17 protein-coding genes, 3 tRNA genes and 1 pseudogene are annotated in these 17,815 nt (G+C 73.2%); 17 read left to right on the top strand and 4 right to left on the bottom strand.

Annotated features, from left to right (window positions below):
- Positions 1 to 285, bottom strand: a pseudogene (locus EAD98_RS12550) (endonuclease/exonuclease/phosphatase family protein); the annotation flags it as partial.
- 338 nt (positions 286 to 623) lie between these two features.
- On the opposite strand from EAD98_RS12550, the gene EAD98_RS12545 reads away from it, so the two are divergent.
- From EAD98_RS12545 to EAD98_RS12505, 9 genes are all read left to right on the top strand, one after another.
- Positions 624 to 1,127 (top strand): hypothetical protein, encoded by a 504-nt coding sequence (locus tag EAD98_RS12545; RefSeq protein WP_121654227.1) that lies wholly within the window; start codon positions 624 to 626, stop codon positions 1,125 to 1,127.
- Positions 1,128 to 1,360: 233 nt separating this feature from the next.
- The gene (locus EAD98_RS12540; RefSeq protein WP_121654226.1) at positions 1,361 to 2,410 is read left to right on the top strand and encodes a MoxR family ATPase; all 1,050 of its coding nucleotides are present in this window, start codon (positions 1,361 to 1,363) and stop codon (positions 2,408 to 2,410) included.
- Positions 2,407 to 3,432, top strand: a complete 1,026-nt coding sequence (locus EAD98_RS12535) for a DUF58 domain-containing protein (RefSeq protein ID WP_121654225.1) — start codon at positions 2,407 to 2,409, stop codon at positions 3,430 to 3,432. The genes EAD98_RS12540 and EAD98_RS12535 overlap by 4 nt, the downstream gene beginning before the upstream one ends.
- On the top strand, positions 3,429 to 4,388 hold the full coding sequence (locus EAD98_RS12530; protein WP_121654224.1) for a VWA domain-containing protein: 960 nt from the start codon (positions 3,429 to 3,431) through the stop codon (positions 4,386 to 4,388). Before EAD98_RS12535 ends, EAD98_RS12530 begins: the two co-directional genes overlap by 4 nt.
- A gap of 39 nt (positions 4,389 to 4,427) precedes the next feature.
- A complete protein-coding gene (locus EAD98_RS12525; protein WP_121654223.1) occupies positions 4,428 to 5,288 on the top strand; it encodes a S1C family serine protease in 861 nt (286 codons plus the stop codon).
- A gap of 110 nt (positions 5,289 to 5,398) precedes the next feature.
- Positions 5,399 to 5,695 (top strand): hypothetical protein, encoded by a 297-nt coding sequence (locus EAD98_RS12520; protein WP_121654222.1) that lies wholly within the window; start codon positions 5,399 to 5,401, stop codon positions 5,693 to 5,695.
- A gap of 34 nt (positions 5,696 to 5,729) precedes the next feature.
- Positions 5,730 to 6,155 carry an alternative ribosome rescue aminoacyl-tRNA hydrolase ArfB gene (arfB, locus tag EAD98_RS12515; RefSeq protein WP_121654221.1) on the top strand — a complete coding sequence of 142 codons (426 nt, stop codon included), beginning with the start codon at positions 5,730 to 5,732 and terminating at the stop codon, positions 6,153 to 6,155.
- 116 nt (positions 6,156 to 6,271) lie between these two features.
- Positions 6,272 to 7,270: an aldo/keto reductase gene (locus tag EAD98_RS12510; protein ID WP_121654220.1), complete on the top strand. Its 999-nt coding sequence runs from the start codon at positions 6,272 to 6,274 to the stop codon at positions 7,268 to 7,270.
- Between the two features lie 73 nt (positions 7,271 to 7,343).
- Complete coding sequence (locus EAD98_RS12505) at positions 7,344 to 7,940, top strand: TetR family transcriptional regulator (RefSeq protein ID WP_074317675.1); 597 nt, start codon at positions 7,344 to 7,346, stop codon at positions 7,938 to 7,940.
- A 15-nt stretch (positions 7,941 to 7,955) separates the two neighbouring features.
- On the opposite strand, the gene EAD98_RS12500 is transcribed toward EAD98_RS12505, so the two are convergent.
- Positions 7,956 to 8,822 (bottom strand): 3-methyladenine DNA glycosylase, encoded by an 867-nt coding sequence (locus tag EAD98_RS12500; RefSeq protein ID WP_121654219.1) that lies wholly within the window; start codon positions 8,820 to 8,822, stop codon positions 7,956 to 7,958.
- Positions 8,823 to 8,856: 34 nt separating this feature from the next.
- Entirely contained in the window at positions 8,857 to 10,293 is a 1,437-nt protein-coding gene (locus EAD98_RS12495) for a hypothetical protein (RefSeq protein ID WP_121654218.1), read from the bottom strand.
- Between the two features lie 174 nt (positions 10,294 to 10,467).
- On the opposite strand from EAD98_RS12495, the gene EAD98_RS12490 reads away from it, so the two are divergent.
- The 4 genes from EAD98_RS12490 (at position 10,468) to EAD98_RS12475 (ending at position 11,885) form a co-directional block, all read left to right on the top strand.
- The gene (locus EAD98_RS12490) at positions 10,468 to 11,271 is read left to right on the top strand and encodes a fumarylacetoacetate hydrolase family protein (RefSeq protein ID WP_121654217.1); all 804 of its coding nucleotides are present in this window, start codon (positions 10,468 to 10,470) and stop codon (positions 11,269 to 11,271) included.
- A 108-nt stretch (positions 11,272 to 11,379) separates the two neighbouring features.
- Positions 11,380 to 11,451, top strand: a tRNA-Gln gene (locus tag EAD98_RS12485).
- Positions 11,452 to 11,585: 134 nt separating this feature from the next.
- A tRNA-Glu gene (locus EAD98_RS12480) sits at positions 11,586 to 11,658 on the top strand.
- 154 nt (positions 11,659 to 11,812) lie between these two features.
- Positions 11,813 to 11,885: transfer RNA gene (locus EAD98_RS12475), tRNA-Glu, on the top strand.
- A 153-nt stretch (positions 11,886 to 12,038) separates the two neighbouring features.
- Here the strand turns inward: EAD98_RS12475 and EAD98_RS12470 are convergent.
- Positions 12,039 to 12,725 (bottom strand): IclR family transcriptional regulator, encoded by a 687-nt coding sequence (locus tag EAD98_RS12470; RefSeq protein ID WP_036374687.1) that lies wholly within the window; start codon positions 12,723 to 12,725, stop codon positions 12,039 to 12,041.
- Positions 12,726 to 12,774: 49 nt separating this feature from the next.
- Here EAD98_RS12470 and leuC point away from each other — a divergent pair, with 49 nt between their 5' ends.
- The 4 genes from leuC to EAD98_RS12450 all read left to right on the top strand — a co-directional run.
- A complete protein-coding gene (gene leuC / locus EAD98_RS12465; RefSeq protein ID WP_121654216.1) occupies positions 12,775 to 14,220 on the top strand; it encodes a 3-isopropylmalate dehydratase large subunit in 1,446 nt (481 codons plus the stop codon).
- Between the two features lie 14 nt (positions 14,221 to 14,234).
- Positions 14,235 to 14,822, top strand: coding sequence for a 3-isopropylmalate dehydratase small subunit (gene leuD / locus EAD98_RS12460; protein ID WP_121654215.1), 588 nt, complete (start codon positions 14,235 to 14,237; stop codon positions 14,820 to 14,822).
- A 172-nt stretch (positions 14,823 to 14,994) separates the two neighbouring features.
- Positions 14,995 to 15,651 carry an HU family DNA-binding protein gene (locus EAD98_RS12455; RefSeq protein WP_199723380.1) on the top strand — a complete coding sequence of 219 codons (657 nt, stop codon included), beginning with the start codon at positions 14,995 to 14,997 and terminating at the stop codon, positions 15,649 to 15,651.
- Between the two features lie 139 nt (positions 15,652 to 15,790).
- Positions 15,791 to 17,815, top strand: a 2,025-nt coding sequence (locus EAD98_RS12450; protein WP_121654213.1) for an endonuclease/exonuclease/phosphatase family protein, incomplete at its 3' end; no start/stop codon positions are given.

Here is a 17,815-nt window from a genome sequence, read left to right as displayed (position 1 = left end):
GGCCACGGCCCGGGGTGCGACCACGCCGAGCAGCGCCGCCGCGGCCAGCGCCGCGACCGCCGCTGGCCGCCAGCGCCGTAGGGCGAGCGCGAGGGCCAGGGCCAGCACGCTCCAGCCCGCGACGTACGGGGTGAAGGCGAGCGCCTGCACCAGCGGCCCCCGGTCCAGGCCGGCCAGCCGGGCGCTCGCCCAGGCCGCCGTCGGTACGACCGCCAGCCAGCAGAGCACCGTGCCGATCCGGTCGGCGCGGTGTCGGGCCGGCGCGGGCGGGGCGTCGACGATCATGGCGGTCAGCCTAGCCGGAACTCCCCACGCTCAATTTGTGAATGGTGATGCGCTCACATTTCACAATTATCTGACGGCTGACCGACAGCTCGATAAAGCGAGATCAACTATTGACGTTCGGCTTTTTCCGGTGCTACGTTCCATCTGGCCTAAACGACGCAACTCTGAGTAGTAATCCCAGCTCAGACCGGATGTAGATCGTTGAGAAATCAACCTCACCAGGTGCGCGTGAGATAGCTTCCTCCGGGCTCATTGTCGTCGTCCACCTATTACAGGCAATCATCCGTCCCGCCTTGCGGGTCGGTCGAATTCGCACGGTCACACAAGGGGGACCTGTCATGAGCACATCTTTCCGACGTAAGGCGGCGGCCATCACGTTCGCTGTCCTGGGGCTGAGCCTGGCCGGTGGCGGGATCGCCGTCGCCCAGCCCACGGCGAAGGCGCCGGACGCCGTCCAGCCGGCGGCGCGCAGCACGAACGCCCAGCCGCCGGTGACGGCGGAGTCGGCCCGCAGTGCGAAGGCCGCACTGAAGTCCGGCGCGACCACACTCGCCGCCCGCACCACCATCGTGGTCGTCAACGCCAACGGCACCAGGGCGCGCGGCGTCGGCACCGTGATCAAGTACGGCGTCGGCCAGTACGAGGTCCAGTTCGCCTACACCGTGACGAACGCCGTCTTCGTGGCCACCATCGGGCGGGCTGACGCCTGCTGCGTCCCGCCGCCCGGCGAGATCTCGGTCTCAGCTCGGCTGGGCACGCCGAACGGGGTCTTCGTGCAGACCCGCAACTCGGCGGGTACTCCGGCCGACCTGGGCTTCCACCTGGTCGTCCACACCTCCTGACAGCTCGGGTGCCGGCCCTGGTCGAGGGCCGGCGCCCCGGGTTGTCCCGTTGAAGCCGCCGGCCCGTCCGGCGGCTTCGCCCTGCACCCGGTCTGGCGCCGTACGCGTGGGTCGTGCCGTCCCGGGGCCGTTGTCACCCGACCGGACAGTTCATCCCGGGCGGGGGCGCCATCGGGCACTTCGGCGCTGATAATCCGACGTTTGCCGGGCAGCCGCCCCGGGAAGCAAGCACCGTGACGGACATCTCGGACACCCTGGCCAGCATGCCCAGCGCGGTCGATCCCGAGCCGACCGGCGTCGAGCTGGAACAGACCCTCTTCGAGGTCAAACGCGTGATCGTCGGGCAGGATCGGCTCGTCGAACGCCTGCTCATCGCCCTGGTCGCCAACGGGCACTGCCTCCTCGAAGGGGTCCCCGGCGTGGCCAAGACGCTGGCCGCGCAGACCCTCGCCACCGTGGTCGGTGGGACCTTCTCCCGGATCCAGTTCACCCCGGACCTGGTCCCCTCCGACATCGTCGGCACCCGGATCTATCGGGCCTCAAAGGAGACCTTCGACATCGAGTTGGGCCCGATCATGGCCAACCTCGTGCTGGCCGACGAGATCAACCGAGCCCCCGCGAAGGTCCAGTCGGCGCTGCTGGAGGCGATGGCGGAGCGGCAGGTCTCCATCGGTGGGCGCAGCTGGCCCGTCCCGACACCGTTCCTGGTGCTGGCCACCCAGAACCCGATCGAGTCCGAGGGGGTCTACCAGCTCCCGGAGGCGCAGCGCGACCGCTTCCTGATGAAGGTGGTGGTGGACTACCCGAGCGACGCCGACGAGCTGGCGATCCTCTACCGGATGAGCACAGACCGGCCGAGCCCGCGCCAGGTGCTCGACGCGCAACGGCTGCGGGACCTCCAGGTCCACGCCGAGCGGGTCTTCGTCCACCACGCGTTGGCCGAGTACGTGGTCCGGCTCATCCTCGCGACCCGCGACCCGGGCCGGTTCGGGCTACCCGAGCTGGCGCCACTGCTGGCGTACGGCGCCAGCCCGCGGGCCACCCTCGGCCTGGTCGCCGCCGCCCGGGCCCGGGCGCTGCTGAGCGGGCGGGAGTACGTGCTGCCCGAGGACGTCCGCGAGCTGGCGGTGGACGTCCTCGCGCACCGGCTGGTGCTCTCGTTCGACGCGGTCGCCGACGGGGTCTCGGCCGAGGGCGTGGTGCACCGGCTGGTGGAGGCCGTGCCGCCGCCCCGGCTGGCCAACGGCCACCCGCAGCAGGCCCCCGACCTGGCGGCGGCATGAGGCGCGTGGTCGCCGCGCCGGCCGATCCCGGCCTTGCCGAGCTGGCTCCGGACCAGCGTTTGCGCCGTCTGGAGCTGACCGTCACCCGCCGGCTGAACGGCCTGCTGCACGGCCAGTACCGCGGCCTGCTGCCCGGTCCGGGCAGCGAACCGGCCGGCAGTCGCGAGTACCGGCCGGGCGAGGACGAGGTCCGCCGGATGGACTGGGCGGTGACCGCCCGGACCGCCGTGCCGCACGTCCGTCAGGTCGACGCCGACCGGGAACTGACCACCTGGTTGCTGGTCGACGCCAGCGCCAGCATGGAGTTCGGCACCGCCGAGCTGGACAAGCGGGAGTTGGCGGTGGCCGCGGTCGCCGCCATCGGCTTTCTGACCGCCGGAGTCGGCAACCGGCTCGGGGCCCAGGTGCTGCGCGCCGACGGGGTTCGGCGCTTTCCGGCCCGCAGTGGACGTACCCACCTGCTCGGCCTGCTCCGCGCGCTGCTGGCCGCACCGCGCGGCACCGCGCCCGGCGACGGGCCCGGGCCGCCGGCCGGGGCGTCGGCGCCGGTCGGGCCTCCGGAGCTGGCGGACGGGCTCGACGCCCTGCACCGGGTCGCCAACCGGCGTGGTCTGGTCGTGGTGGTCTCCGACTTCCTCGACGGCCTACCCGACGACCCCGGCGAGCCACCGCCCTGGGAGCGGACGCTGCGCCGGCTGGCCGTCCGGCACCAGGTGCTGGGGATCGAGGTGACCGACCCGCGTGAGCTGGAGCTGCCGGACGTCGGCCTCATCACGCTGGTCGACCCGGAGACCGGCCGCCGGCGCGAGGTGTGCACATCGGACCGCCGGCTACGGGAGCGGTACGCCGAGGCCGCGGCCGCCCAGCGTGACCAGGTCCACCAGGCGCTGCGCCGCAGCGGCGCCACCCATCTGGCGCTGCGCACCGACCGGGACTGGAGCGCGGACATCGTCCGGCACGTGCACGCCCAGCGCCGGTTGGCCGCCGCGCCGGCCGGAGCCGCCCGGGGAGGTGTCGCGTGATCTGGCAGTCGCCGCTGCGACTGTGGCTGCTGCTCGGCGTGCTCGCCCTGGTCGTCGTGTACCTGGTGATGCAGCGTCGACGCAGCCGGTACGCGGTTCGTTTCACCAACCTGCGGCTGCTGGACCGGGTGGCCCCGGAGCGGCCGGTGTGGCGCCGGCACGTTCCCGCTGGGCTGTTCCTGGCCATGCTGGCGCTGCTCGTGGTCGGCTTCGCCCGGCCCACCGCCGAGGTGAAGGTGCCACGGGAACGCGCCACGGTGATGGTGGCGGTGGACGTGTCCACCTCCATGCTCGCCACCGACGTCGACCCGGACCGGCTGGCCGCGGCGAAGCAGGCGGCACGACGCTTCGTCGACGGCCTGCCCGACGAGTTCAACGTCGGTCTGGTCGCGTTCGCCGGCAGCGCCGCCGTGCTGGTGCCGCCCGGCACCGACCGGGAGGCGCTTGAGGAGGGGATCGGCCGGCTCGCCGAAGGGGTCACCGGCGTGCAGGGCACCGCGATCGGCGAGGCCATCAACACCTCGCTCGGCGCGGTCAAGGGCCTGGACAGCCAGGCCGCCACGGAGACCCCGCCGGCTCGGATCATCCTGCTGTCCGACGGCGCGAACACCTCCGGCATGGACCCGATGGAGGCGGCGGCGGACGCGGTGGCGGCGGAGGTGCCGGTGCACACCATCTCCTTCGGGACCCCGTCCGGGTTCGTGGACCGGGGCGGGCGGCCGATCCAGGTGCCGGTCGACGGGCAGACCCTCAAGGCGGTCGCCGACGAGACCGGCGGGATGTTCCACGAGGCCAGCACCACCGAGGAGCTGCGCGCCGTCTACGACGACATCGGCAGCTCGGTCGGCTACCGCACCGAACGGCAGGACGTCTCGGCCCGGTTCATCGGCCTCGGACTGGTCTTCGCGATGGGTGCCGCCGCAGGCTCGATGCGCTGGTTCTCCCGGCTTCCCTGACCCGCCGCGCGCAACGGACTTCGACCGTGAGGAGTACGCATGGCAGTGCAGACCGGACTGGGTGAACCGCGCGGTCCCTGGTTCATCTCACCGGAACTCGACCCGGACGGCCGCGGGTTCTGGGACGCGCCCGGCACCGGGCGGGATCCCGGCGGGCGGCGACCGGGCCGACTCCTCGCCGCGCTGGCGGTGGTGGCGCTCTCCGCCGTCTCGGGCGCCGTGGCAGGCGGGGTGGTGGCGGGCCGGGACGGCGGTCCGGGCGAGGCCGCGGCGTCGGCCGCACCGGTGCCCGCGGAGTTGGTCACCGCCGCCGAGCGGACCGTGCCCGGAGTGGTGTCGGTGCTCGCCGGCGGCGCGAGCGGCTCGTCCGCGACCGGTTCGGGTTTCGCCATCGACGACCAGCAGCACCTCATCACCAACGACCACATCCTGGCCAAGGGTGGCGGTGGACCGGTGACGGTGGAGCTGCCCGACGGCCGCCGGTACGCCGCCGAGGTGGTCGGCCGGGAGCCGCGCAGCGACCTGGCGGTGCTGAAGGTGCCCGCGTCGGCCGGGCTCGCCCCGTTGCCGCTGGCCAAGCCGGGCGCCACCCGGGTCGGTGAGCCGGTGCTCGCGGTGGGTTCGCCGCTCGGTCTGTCCGGGACGGTAACCGCGGGGATCGTCAGCGCGTTGGACCGTCAGGTGCGGCTGGGCAACAACCGGCACAGCGCGGTGCAGACCGACGCGTCGATCAACCCCGGCAACTCGGGTGGGCCGTTGGTGAACGCCCGTGGGGAGGTGGTCGGGGTGAACACCGCGATCGCCACCATCGACGGGAACGGCTCGATCGGCATCGGCTTCGCCATCCCGATCGAGCAGGTCCAGCAGACCGCCGACACGATCATCGGCAAGGGCGGCTGAGCTGCCCGGACAGCACGGCGGCGGCCCGTGGGATCGCCACCACTGTCGGATATCCGGCCCGAGAGCATCGGGCCATGGAAATATCACACTCGGTATGGATACTGGCTGAGGTGGAGCGTCCTCTTCTCGTGGTCCTCCTGCTGGTGGGCCTGGTCATCGGAATCGCAGTGGGGTCGGCGTACACCCGCGCCCGGCGCGGGTGGAGTGACTACCAGACCGTCAAGAAGTCGGTGCCGGGTGCCCGCCGCAGCGCGTGGCTGCTGATCCGGGCCGTCGCCACCAAGGCCGGGGTGATCGCGCTGCTGCTGGTCGGCGCGGCGGCGTACGCCGCGGTCGGCTCCGACGATGAGACGGCGGGCCCGGCACCCAGCCCGTCGGCGACGCAGAGTGAACCGCCGCACCGGTGACCCCGGGACCGGCGGTGCGGGTTAGCCTCGGGGCGTGGACGACGGACTGCGGGTGACGGACCGGTGGGTCGTCCCCGCCGGGGAGCTGCGGGAGCGCTTTTCCCGCTCGTCCGGGCCCGGTGGTCAGGGTGTGAACACCGCCGACTCCCGGGTCGAGCTGAGCTACGACCTGGCCAACTCACCGGCCGTGCCCGAGTCGGTCCGGTCCCGGGCGCTGGCTCGGCTGGCCAACCGCCTGGTCGACGGGGTGCTGACGATCGCCGCGAGTGAGCATCGGGCGCAGCTGGCCAACCGGGAGGCGGCCCGCGAGCGGATGGCCGCGCTGCTGCGCGAGGCCGCGGCGCCGCCGCCTCCGCCGCGCCGGGCCACGCGTCCGTCCCGGGGCGCCAAGGAGCGCCGGCTGGCCGAGAAGAAGCGCCAGTCCCAGCGCAAGCGCGACCGCCGCGTGGACGGCGAGTAGTTCGTCCCAATTTCCTCGGCAGGCTCCGGGGTCCTTGCGGCTGCTGGATGACAGAATCTGGAATCTGTCAGCCGAAGGATGTACGCTCAACGGGTCACTCCAAGAGAGGAAGACTCATGAACACCCGCACCCTCGGCACCACCGGCCCCACCGTCTCCGCACTCGGGCTCGGTCTGATGGGCATGTCCGACCTCTACGGCGCCGCCGACGAGGCCGAGAGCATCGCCACCATCCACGCCGCGTTGGACGCCGGCATCACGTTGCTGGACACCGGCGACTTCTACGGGATGGGCCACAACGAGCTGCTGCTGCGTGACGCGCTGCGCGGCCGCAACCGGGACGACGCCGTGATCAGCGTCAAGTTCGGCGCGCTGCGCGACATCGAGGGCGGCTGGAACGGCATCGACCTGCGACCCGCCGCGATCAAGAACTTCCTGGCGTACACCCTGCGCCGTCTCGGCACCGACCACGTCGACATCTACCGCCCCGCCCGGCTCACGCCGGACGTGCCCGTGGAGGACGTGGTGGGCACCCTGGCCGAGCTGGTCAAGGCCGGTCACGTCCGGCACATCGGCCTGTCCGAGGTGAGCGCCGAGACGCTGCGCCGGGCGCACGCCGTGCACCCGATCACCGACCTCCAGATCGAATACTCGCTGATCTCCCGCGACCCCGAGGCCGAGATCCTGCCGACGGCGCGCGAGCTGGGCGTCGGGATCACCGCGTACGGGGTGCTGTCCCGGGGCCTGATCAGCGGCCACTGGACGGCGCAGCGGGAGACCACCGGCGCCGACTTCCGCAGCCACCTGCCCCGGTTCGCCGGCGCCAACCTGGACCGCAACCTCGCCCTGGTGGACGCCCTGCGCGCCATCGCCGAGGCTCGCGGCGTCACCGTGGCGCAGATCGCCATCGCCTGGGTGCTCGCCCGCGGCGAGAACATCGTGCCCCTGATCGGCGCCCGGCGTCGGGACCGGCTGACCGAGGCGCTGGGCGCCGCGGCGATCACCCTGACCGAGACGGACCTGGCCGCGATCGAGGCCGCCGTACCGGCCGGCGCGGCCGCCGGCGCCCGCTACGACGAGGCGCAGATGGCGCACCTGGACAGCGAGCGGGCATGACCGCCCGGCCGTGGCGCGACCGCCGGCCGGGGGCCGCGCCACGGCCGTCCGCGCGGTCAGGAAGGCTGGAGGGATGAGCGACGCCACCGCCCTGACGGCCGACCGCATCCTCGACACCGCCGAGGAGGTGCTGCGCCGGTACGGGCCGGCCAAGGCCACCGTGCTGGATGTCGCCCGCGCGCTCGGCGTCAGCCACGGCAGCGTCTACCGCCACTTCGCCAGCAAGGCGGCGCTGCGCGAGGCGGTCGCCGAACGCTGGCTGGCCCGGGTCTCCACCCCGCTGATCGAGGTGGCCACCGGCCCCGGCCCGGCCCCGCAGCGGCTACGCCGTTGGCTGGCCGAGCTGAGCGGCACCAAGCGCCGGATGGCCCGTGAGGACCCGGAGCTGTTCGACAACTTCCACCAGCTCGCCACCCTCTCCGAGGGCGCGGTCGCCAACCACCTGGAGGTCCTCGCCGGCCAGCTCAGCCTGATCGTCGCGGACGGGGTGGCGGCCGGTGAGTTCAGCGTCCCCGACCCGGCGGTGGCCGGACGGGCGCTGTTGCAGGCCACCGCCCGGTTTCACCACCCGTCCCACCGCACCGAGTGGAGCGAACCGGGCCTCGACGACGACATGGCAGCGGTGGTCGCGCTGCTCATCGACGGTCTGCGGACCCGCCCGGCGAGCTGAGTCGGCCGCTCCCGGTCAGGCCGGCACGGCGGCGAGCAGCCGGTCGCGCAGCACGGCGGCCCGGTCGGCGAAGCCGCGCTGCGCGGCGGCGTACTCGGCCCTGCCCTCCGGCGTCTCGACGCGCACCGGCGGATGACCGAGCGCGGCCAGGTCGTACGGGGACGCCCGCATGTCCAGGGTGCGGATCTCCCGGGCCAGCTCGAAGCAGTCCGCGACGAGCTCCGAGGGCAGCAGCGGCGACAGCTTGTACGCCCACTTGTAGAGGTCCATGTTGGCGTGCAGGCAGCCCGGCTGCTCAAGCGCGTGCTGGCTCTCCCGGGTGGGGGAGAGCACGTTCAACGGCCGAGCAGGCGGCGTGAAGAACCGGAACGCGTCGAAGTGGCTGCACCGCACGCCCCGCTCCTCGACGATCGCGGCGGTCCGCTCCGGGTCCAGCCGCAACGGCCAGGCGTTGTGCCGCAACTCCTCGCGGGTTTGCCGGTAGACCATCGCCCACTCGTGCATCCCGAAACAGCCGAAGTGCGGCGTCCGCCCGGCGGTGGCCGCCAGCAGCGAGCGGATCCAGCCGATCGAGTCGCCGCGCCGCGCGCGTACCCCCTCGGTGTCGAGGGTGACCCCGACGTCGGTGGCGCGGTAGTCACGGCCGAACTCGGCCGGATCCGCGCCGCGCAGCTCGACCCCGGCGCCCGGGTGCCAGCGACGCAACTGGGCCGGGCGGTGCGAGTAGTAGGTGAAGAGGAAATCGGCCACCGGGTGCCGCTCGCCGCGACGGCGGCGGGCCAGGTGCGGGGTCAGCCAGGCGTCCACCCGCTCCTCGTGGGCCCGGCGGCGGGCCTGCCAGGCCGCCACGTCGAGCACGGCGGGGGCGAGGGCGGCGGTCACGGACCCCAGGGTACGACCGCCGCCCGCCCACCGGTCAGGGCATGTCCACCCGCACGCCGGCGGAGAACACCCCGCTGCGCAGCTCCAACTGCCGGGGCGGGTCCCGCCCGTCAACGGTGAAGACCAGTGGGAGTACCACCCGGCTGCCCGCGGCGACGGGATCGGCGAAGACGTCCCGACCCAGGTTGGCCGCCCGGGTGGCCGGCTCGTCGGTGCTCACCCAGCGCCCGCCGGGCAGGTAGGCCCGTTGCAGCTCGCCGTGCCAGGGCTGCAGATCGCCGGTGACGTTGCGCACACCGACGGTGGCCTGGCAGCGCCGGCCGGCGGCCGACGCCGTACCGCCGTCGGCCGGCCGAGCGGAGCCCGCCGCACCGCAGGACACCCGGTACACGGTGAACTCGAACGCCGACTCGCGCAGCGGCACGCCGACCGGACCGGACACCGCGGTGCCCATCCACGCGCCGCTGGTCGGCTGCTTCTGGGTGTCGATCGACGCGACCCGGCGGGTCGCCGTCCAGCCGGCGGCGCCCAGCACGCCGGCCAGCACCACCACCGCCGCACCGACCAGCAACCAGACCGGCGGGGTACGCCGACGCGCCGCCGGGCTCGGGGCGGACGGGCGTGGATAGATCGTTCCGCGTCCGTCGTCGGGCCCCCGGTCGGCCGCCAGGGCGGCTGCCGTCACCCGCCGCCCACGCCGGCGACGCCACACCCAGAACACACCGGCGCAGAGCAGCAGCAGGACGGCCAGCCCGGCCAGCAGCACCGGGATCCGCCGCCAGGGCGGGGCCTCGGTGACCTCGGCAGCGGGCGCCGCCGCCGCCTGCCAGGTGGCCGTGGCGCAGTCGTACGGCCGGCTGCCGTCGCTGGTGAACGCGCAGGCCGGCGCGGTCATCGCCTGGCCCGGCGCGGTCGCCGCGAGCGCCGTGCCCAGCGTGGTCGAGCTGTGCGCGGGCAGCCTCAACCGCCAGGTCACCTCCGCGGTGGACCCGCCGGCGCGGGTGGCCCGCCCGCCGGAGCTGATCGAGGTGGCCGAGGCGCCGGGTGGCAGCTCCTGGCGCACCGTGGTGTCGACCGGTGAGTTGCCCACGTTGCGGACCTGGATCCGGTACCGCGGCGCGGGGCTGCTCTCCGGGGCGACCGCCACCGTGACCGGCGGCGGAATCGTCTTCGCCGGGCTCTTCGAGGGTGGTGCCATCGCCGGCGGCGCCGACGGTGGGGTGGCCTCCGCGGTCGCCGCGAGGGGCGCCCGCGCGGCCACCGCCACCGGCGGCGGCGCGCTGGCGACCGGCAGCGGCGTGGCCGCCGTCGGTCGTGGCGTGACCGCCGTTGTCTGTGGCGTGACGGCCGGTGGTCGTGGCGTGGCCGCCGCCTCCGGGGCCGCCGCGGGCAGGGCCGGCACGGCGGCGAGGATGCCGAGGCAGTGCACGAGCACTGCGAGGGCTCTGTGGTGTCGTGTCGATGCAGGCATACGAACGAACCTCCGGAGCCGACGCTAGGGGCGGGCTGCCTCCGTGCGGGTACGAAGTCGGGAAGCCGGCCCGCACCGTCAGGGCCTCGGCTAAGGTGGCCCGTCCTGACGGCTTGAGCACACCCGGCAGCCGGTCCTGGCCGGTAAACCCGCCGGCGGGGCTAGATTGGCCAGGTGCGTATCGCTCGTTTCGCTCATGCCAAGGGAATGTCGTTCGGGGTCGTCGAGGGCGAGGCGGAGGCCGGGCCGCAGAGCCTGACCATCGCCGAGATCGAAGGCCACCCGTTCGGCCAGCTCTCCTTCAGTGGGGCCCGCTGGGCCCTCTCCGACGTCCGTCTGCTCTCGCCGATCCTGCCCAGCAAGGTGGTCTGCGTGGGTCGCAACTACGCCGACCACGCCGCCGAGCACGGCTCCGAGGTGCCCAAGGAGCCGTTGCTCTTCCTGAAGCCGTCCACCTCGGTGATCGGTCCCCGGGACGCGATCCGGCTGCCGATCTTCTCCAAGCAGGTGGAGCACGAGGCGGAGCTCGCGGTGGTGATCGGGGCGCCGGGGGCGCGCCGAGCCGACCGGGCCGCCGCCGAACGCGCCATCTTCGGCTACACCTGCGCCAACGACGTCACAGCCCGGGATCTCCAGCGCTCGGACGGGCAGTGGACCCGGGCCAAGGGCTTCGACTCGTTCTGCCCGATCGGTCCGTGGATCACCACCGGTCTGGACGTCTCCGACCTGGAGATCCGGTGTGAGGTGGGCCGCAACCCGGAGGAGATGGAGGTACGCCAGCTCGGCCGGACGAAGGACATGGTCTTCGACGTGCCCGGCCTGGTGTCGTACATCTCGCACGTGATGACGCTGCTGCCCGGCGACGTGGTGCTCACCGGCACGCCGGCCGGGGTTAGCCCGCTCGTCGAGGGGGATACGGTCACCGTGCGGATCGAGGGCATCGGCGAGCTCACCAACCCGGTGGTCCCCGTCGCCTGATCCGTCCGATGCCCCTGTTTCCGCAGCTCACGGGCGGTTCAGGGGGATTGGATTTGGCCTGCCGGCACCGGGAGGGTAATGTTCACTCCCGGCGCCGCAAGGGGCCAATGGGGTATGGGGTAATTGGCAGCCCGACTGATTCTGGTTCAGTTAGTCTAGGTTCGAGTCCTGGTACCCCAGCGCAGCTGGGATTCGCGAGAATCCCGGACGCTGGATTCTGACGGAGTTCGACTCCGCCCCTCCGGGGGCGGAGAGTGGTCTCTGGTAGAGTGCAGCTCCTCCGCCCGCGAGGGTGGAGGAGCAGAAGTGGTTCTGGCCCCGTCGTCTAGCGGCCCAGGACGCCGCCCTCTCAAGGCGGTAGCGCCGGTTCGAATCCGGTCGGGGCTACATCAGCGCACAGCCCGTCTCACGTGGTGAGGCGGGCTGTTTCGTGTCCGCCCCACGCGGTCATCGAGGCCCGCACCCCGTGCCGCCCCCCGGGTACGGGTGCCGCTAGACTACCGCTGCACCGTTCGCCAGGGCGGTGATGCAGGAAAGTTCTGGCCCCGTCGTCTAGCGGCCCAGGACGCCGCCCTCTCAAGGCGGTAGCGCCGGTTCGAATCCGGTCGGGGCTACAACCAAGGCCCGTCTCGCACCGCGAGACGGGCCTTCCCCTTTTCGGGTACCCCCTGCCGCCTCCGCGGTGATCAAGAGGTTCGCGTCACGACACGCCGACCGTGTTGACGCGCACCTCTTGATCACCGCGGCGAGCAGCGGGTGGGGGCCGTTCAGAGGCCGGAGAGGCGTTGGCCGGCTCGCACGACGGCCATGGCGTGGCGTTCGCCGGGGCGGCGGCCGAGGCGTTCGATCGGGCCGGAGATGCTGACGGCGGCGATCACCCGGCCGGTGCGGTCCCGGATGGGGGCGGAGACGCTCGCCACACCGGCCTCCCGTTCGGCGACGCTCTGCGCCCAGCCACGGCGCCGGACCTCGGCGAGGGTGCGGCCGGTGAACTTGCTGCGCGGCAGCAGCGGCATGACCGCCTCCGGCGGCTCCCAGGCGAGCAGGATCTGGGCCGCGGAACCGGCCGTCATCGGCAGCACCGAGCCGACCGGAACGGTGTCCCGCAGGCCGCTGGCACGCTCCGCCGCCGCCACGCAGATCCGCTCGTCGGCGCGGCGCAGGTAGAGCTGTGCGCTCTCGCCGGTGGCGTCGCGCAGCGCGGCCAGCAGCGGTTCGGCGGCGGTCAGCAGGACGTCCGGCGCGGCGTTGGCCAGCTCGCCCAGGCGCGGGCCGGGGCGCCAGCGGCCCTGTGTGTCCCGGACCAGCATCCGGTGAATCTCCAGTGCCTGCGCCAGCCGGTGCGCGGTGGCCCGGGGCAGCTTCGTGCGCTCAACGAGTTCGGCCAGGCTGGCGCCGTCGACGCAGGCGGCCAGGATGACCACCGCCTTGTCGAGAACGCCGACACCGCTCATACTGTGTCCCACAAGCCGAAACTTACCTCCCAGAATTTAGGATGTCCAGATGGTGGGAGTCACTCCTGAGCCGAGGACCCTGGCCGAGAAGGTCTGGGACGCGCACGTCGTACGGTCCGCCGCTGGTGAGCCGGACCTGCTCTTCATCGACCTGCACCTGCTGCACGAGGTGACCAGCCCGCAGGCGTTCGACGGGCTGCGGCTCGCCGGGCGCCGGGTGCGCCGTACCGACCTGACGCTCGCGACCGAGGACCACAACACCCCGACCGGGTACGCCGATCCGGCGTTCCGGTCCCGCCGTGGTGACCTGCTCACCATCGCGGACCCCACGTCGCGGACGCAGATCGAGACGCTGCGCCGCAACTGCGCCGAGTTCGGCGTGCGGCTGCACCCGCTCGGCGACGACAACCAGGGCATCGTGCACGTGATCGGCCCGCAGCTCGGGCTCACCCAGCCGGGCACGACGATCGTCTGCGGCGACTCGCACACCGCCACCCACGGCGCGTTCGGCGCGCTCGCCTTCGGCATCGGCACCAGCGAGGTGGAGCACGTGCTGGCCACCCAGACGCTGCCGCAGAGCCGGCCGAAGACCATGGCCGTGAACGTCACCGGCCGACTCGCCCCCGGGGTCACCGCCAAGGACCTGGTGCTCGCGCTGATCACGCAGGTCGGCACCGGCGGCGGTCGCGGGCACATCGTCGAGTACCGCGGCGAGGCCATCCGCGCGCTCTCGATGGAGGGGCGGATGACCATCGCCAACATGTCCATCGAGTGGGGCGCCAAGGCCGGCATGATCGCGCCGGACGAGACCACCTTCGCGTACCTCAAGGGTCGGCCGAACGCGCCGCAGGGCGCGGACTGGGACGCGGCGGTCGAGTGGTGGCGGACGCTGCCCACCGACGAGGGCGCGCGCTTCGACGCCGAGGTGACCCTGGACGCCAGCCGGATCACCCCGTTCGTCACCTGGGGCACCAACCCCGGGCAGGGCGCGCCACTGAGCGCGCCGGTGCCGGACCCGGAGGAGTTCGGCACCGACTCCGAGCGTGCCGCGGCCCGCCGCGCGCTGGAGTACATGGACCTGCGCCCCGGCACGCCGCTGCGTGAGCTGCCCATCGACGTGGTCTTCGTGGGCTCCTGCACCAATGGCCGGCTGGAGGACCTGCGGGCCGCCGCCGACGTGCTGCGCGGCCACACGGTCGCCGAGGGGGTCCGGATGCTCGTGGTGCCCGGCTCCGCCGCCGTGCGCGAGGCCGCCGAGGCCGAAGGGTTGGACAAGGTCTTCGCCGACGCCGGCGCCGAGTGGCGGTTCGCCGGCTGCTCGATGTGCCTGGGGATGAACCCCGACACGTTGAAGCCGGGCGAGCGCTCCGCCTCGACCTCCAACCGCAACTTCGAGGGCCGTCAGGGCCGGGGCGGTCGTACCCACCTGGTCTCTCCGCCGGTCGCCGCCGCCACCGCCGTGGTCGGTCGGCTGGCCGCCCCCGCCGACCTGTAGAAGGGACCGACGAGATGGACAAGTTCACCACCCACACCGGCACCGCCGTGCCGCTGCGGCGCTCCAACGTGGACACCGATCAGATCATCCCGGCCGTGTACCTCAAGCGGGTGACTCGGACCGGCTTCGCCGACGGACTCTTCAGCGCCTGGCGCGAAGATCCGGCATTCGTGCTCAACGATCATTCGTATTCCGGGGCGTCGATCCTTGTCGCCGGTCCGGAGTTCGGCACCGGATCCTCCCGCGAGCACGCCGTCTGGGCGCTGCGGGACTGGGGCTTTCGCGCAGTCGTGGCCCCGCGCTTCGGCGACATCTTCCGCGGCAACGCACTCAAGGAGGGTCTGCTGCCGGTCGAGTTGGAATTGAAAGCCGTCGAAGAATTGTGGGACCTCGTCGAGGCGGATCCGAGCACGCCGGTGACCGTCGACCTGACCGCTCGCCAGCTCCGGGCCGGGGGCGCCAGCTGGTCTTTTCCCCTGGACGACTTCAGCCGGTGGCGGTTGCTGGAGGGCCTGGACGACATTGGACTCACCCTTCGGCACGCCGCCGACATCGACGCCTACGAGGCGGGCCGACTGCCGTTCCTGCCCTCGGTGGCATAGCCGTACGCCCGACCGCGCACCGGATTCCGCCCCCATCGGTCCAACCGGTGGGGGTGAATCCGTTACGACACAAGGGCTTTTTTCCACCGAATGTTTGTGTCCCGGCAGCACAGGGCATACCGTGCGCGCAGAATGGCTCGCGTCGAGTCAGTTGCACAATCGGGAGGAAGTCGTGAACAAGGCCGAGCTCATCGAGGCGCTCGCCGTTCGCCTGGGGGACCGGAAAACGGCGACGGCCGCGCTCGACGCGGTCCTCACTGAGGTCCAGGCAGCGGTCACCAAGGGCGAGAAGGTGGCGATCACCGGATTCGGAGCGTTCGAAAAGCGTGTGCGTGGCGCACGAACAGCGCGCAACCCGCGTACCGGCGAGGCGGTGAAGGTCAAGAAGACATCTGTCCCCACCTTCCGTGCCGGCGCCGGGTTCAAGGAGATGGTGGCCAGCGGCAAGGTGCCGAAGGCCACGGTGGCGGCGAAGAAGACCGCCACCACCACGGCGAAGACCGCCGGCACCAAGGCGGCGGGCACCAAGGCCACCACGGCCAAGGCGGCCAGCAAGAAGACCGCCCCGGCCAAGGCGAGCAAGACCACCACGGCCAAGGCCGCCGCCAGCAAGAAGACCGCCCCGGCCAAGGCGAGCAAGACCACCACGGCCAAGGCGGCCGCCAGCAAGAAGACCGCCCCGGCGAAGAAGAGCGCCGCGGCGACCAGGTCCACCGCGGCGAAGAAGACCACCGCGACGGCGAGCAAGAGCACGGCGGCCAAGAAGACGGCGGCCAAGAAGGCCCCGGCGAAGAAGGCCCCGGCCAAGAAGGCGGCCAGCAAGCGCTGACCGACCCGCACGAAAGGGCGTCCACCCGTGGGGTGGGCGCCCTTTCGGCGTACCCGGACCGTTGACCGGGCGGGCCGGCACGCGCAGAATCGCCGTGCCGGCCCCCCTTTGCCGGCCCGCCGACGGGAAGAGGGCGCCGGTGCGCTACCGCCAGCTCACCACCGGATCGCTTGCGCTGGGCGTCATCCTGCTTCTCGACGTGCTGCGGGTCTGGCTGCCCGGCATCATCACCATCTTCGGCCAGGCCGCGTCCACCCCGGCCGAGCTGATGGGCGCGTTCGCCCTCGGCTGGTTCGTGCTGACGCTGGCCGCACCGGCGCTGGTCCGCCGGGTGGGCGCCCGGCCGGTCACCGTCGCCGCTGCCGTTGTGCTGGCCGGCGCCCGGCTCGCGCTCACCGCCGCTCCGGGCGGTCGTACGCAGCTCTGGCTGGCCACCGCCGGGCTGTTGGCCGGTCTGGTCTGGCTGGTCGGCGTCGCCGCCGGCACCGACCGACCGGTGCCCGGGCTGGCGCTGGGGTTGGCCGCCAACGCGGCCGTGCACGCGCTGCTGGACACGTACGACCTGGTCTGGCGGGGTGACTGGGTGGCCTGGCTGCTCAGCGCCGCCGCGGTGACGCTGTTCCTGCTCGGCACGGCGTTGCCGACCGTGCCGACCGGCCCCGGTGGCGCCCGGGCCTGGCTGCTGGCCGGGCCGGCGCTGCTGCTGGCCGGGATGGTGGCGCTCGCTCCGGCGGTGGCCCGGACCGGAACCTCGTACCTGGTCGCCGGGGACGGCGTGGCCCGCTCGCCGCTGGTCGGGCTGGCCCCGGTGCCGGTGGCGGTCGCCGGATTTCTGCTGGCGGCACTGGTCCGTCCGCCCGCGCGGTGGGGCCGGGCGCTCGGGCCGACGGCCCTGCTGGCCGGAGCGCTGCTCTTCGCGCTGGACCGGGGCGACCTGCTCGTCGCGGCCGTCCTGCTCACCGCCGTCGGTCTCGGCGCCTGCCTCGCCCTCACCGACGCCGCCGGACGACCCGACACCGGCGACGACGGACAACCCGAGACTGGCGACGACGCCGGACGCCCCGGTACCGGCGACGACGCCGGACGACCCGACACCGGCGTCGACGCCGGACAGCCCGGCAGCGGCGTCGACGCCGGCCTTCTCGAAGGCGTCGGCGGCGTCCAGGGCAGCGCGCGTCCGGCGGGCCGTCGGGGGTACGCGGTCGCCGCCGGGATGCTCGTCTTCGCGGTCGGGGCGGTCGGGTACTACTCCGCCTACGACCTCGGTTACCCCAACGGCGCGGTGCCGGTGATGGTCGCCGCGCTGGTCGCCGTCGTGGCCCTCGCCGCCCGTCCCACCGCCCGCCCGGTCCCGGCGCCGTTGCCGCCGCTGCGGACCACGGCCGCGGTCACCGCGCTGGCCCTGCTGGCGCCGCTGCTCGCCGACGACGTGCCGGTGGCCGGCAACCGGGACGGCCCGCCGGATCGGTTGACCGTGGTGGCGTACAACGTCCGGATGGGTTTCGGGCTCGACGGCCGGTTCGACCTGGCCGGACTGACCGACATGATCGACCGGCAGCGGCCCGACGTGGTGCTGCTCAGCGAGGTGGACCGGGGCTGGCTGCTCAACGGCGGCCACGACACCCTGGACCTGCTGGCCGACCGGCTCGGCATGCCGTACGTCTTCGGGCCGGCCGCCGACCCCGTCTGGGGGGACGCCGTGCTCAGCCGTTGGCCGGTGACCGATCCGCGGACCGTGGCGCTGCCCGCCGTCGGGGCCCCCACCGGCGCGCAGGCCCTCGCGGTCACCCTGGACCTCGGCGACGACGTCCGCGCCGCCGTGGTCAGCACCCACCTGCAACCACCACCCGGCCATGGTCCGGTGGTCCAGGCTGGCGCGGTCGTCGACTTCGCGACCGGGTACGCGGCCGGCCGGCCCCTGGTGGTGGCCGGCGACCTGAACACCGAACCGGGTGACGAGGCGTTCGCGCAGTTCACCGAGGCCGGTCTGGTCGACGCGCTGGTGGCCGCCCGACCGCTGGCGACGAGCCCGGCCGACGACCCGCGCCAGCAGATCGACCACGTGTTCGTCTCGCCCGGCCTGACCGCCAGCGGCCCGGTCGCGCCACGCGGTACGGCCAGCGACCACCTGCCGGTCGCCGTCACCCTCACCCTCCCACCCCGT

Source organism: Micromonospora sp. CV4, assembly GCF_003667455.1.
Lineage (GTDB): Bacteria > Actinomycetota > Actinomycetes > Mycobacteriales > Micromonosporaceae > Micromonospora.
The sequence above is the reverse complement of the archived record's forward strand: the minus strand, read 5'-3'. Positions and strand labels throughout refer to the sequence as shown.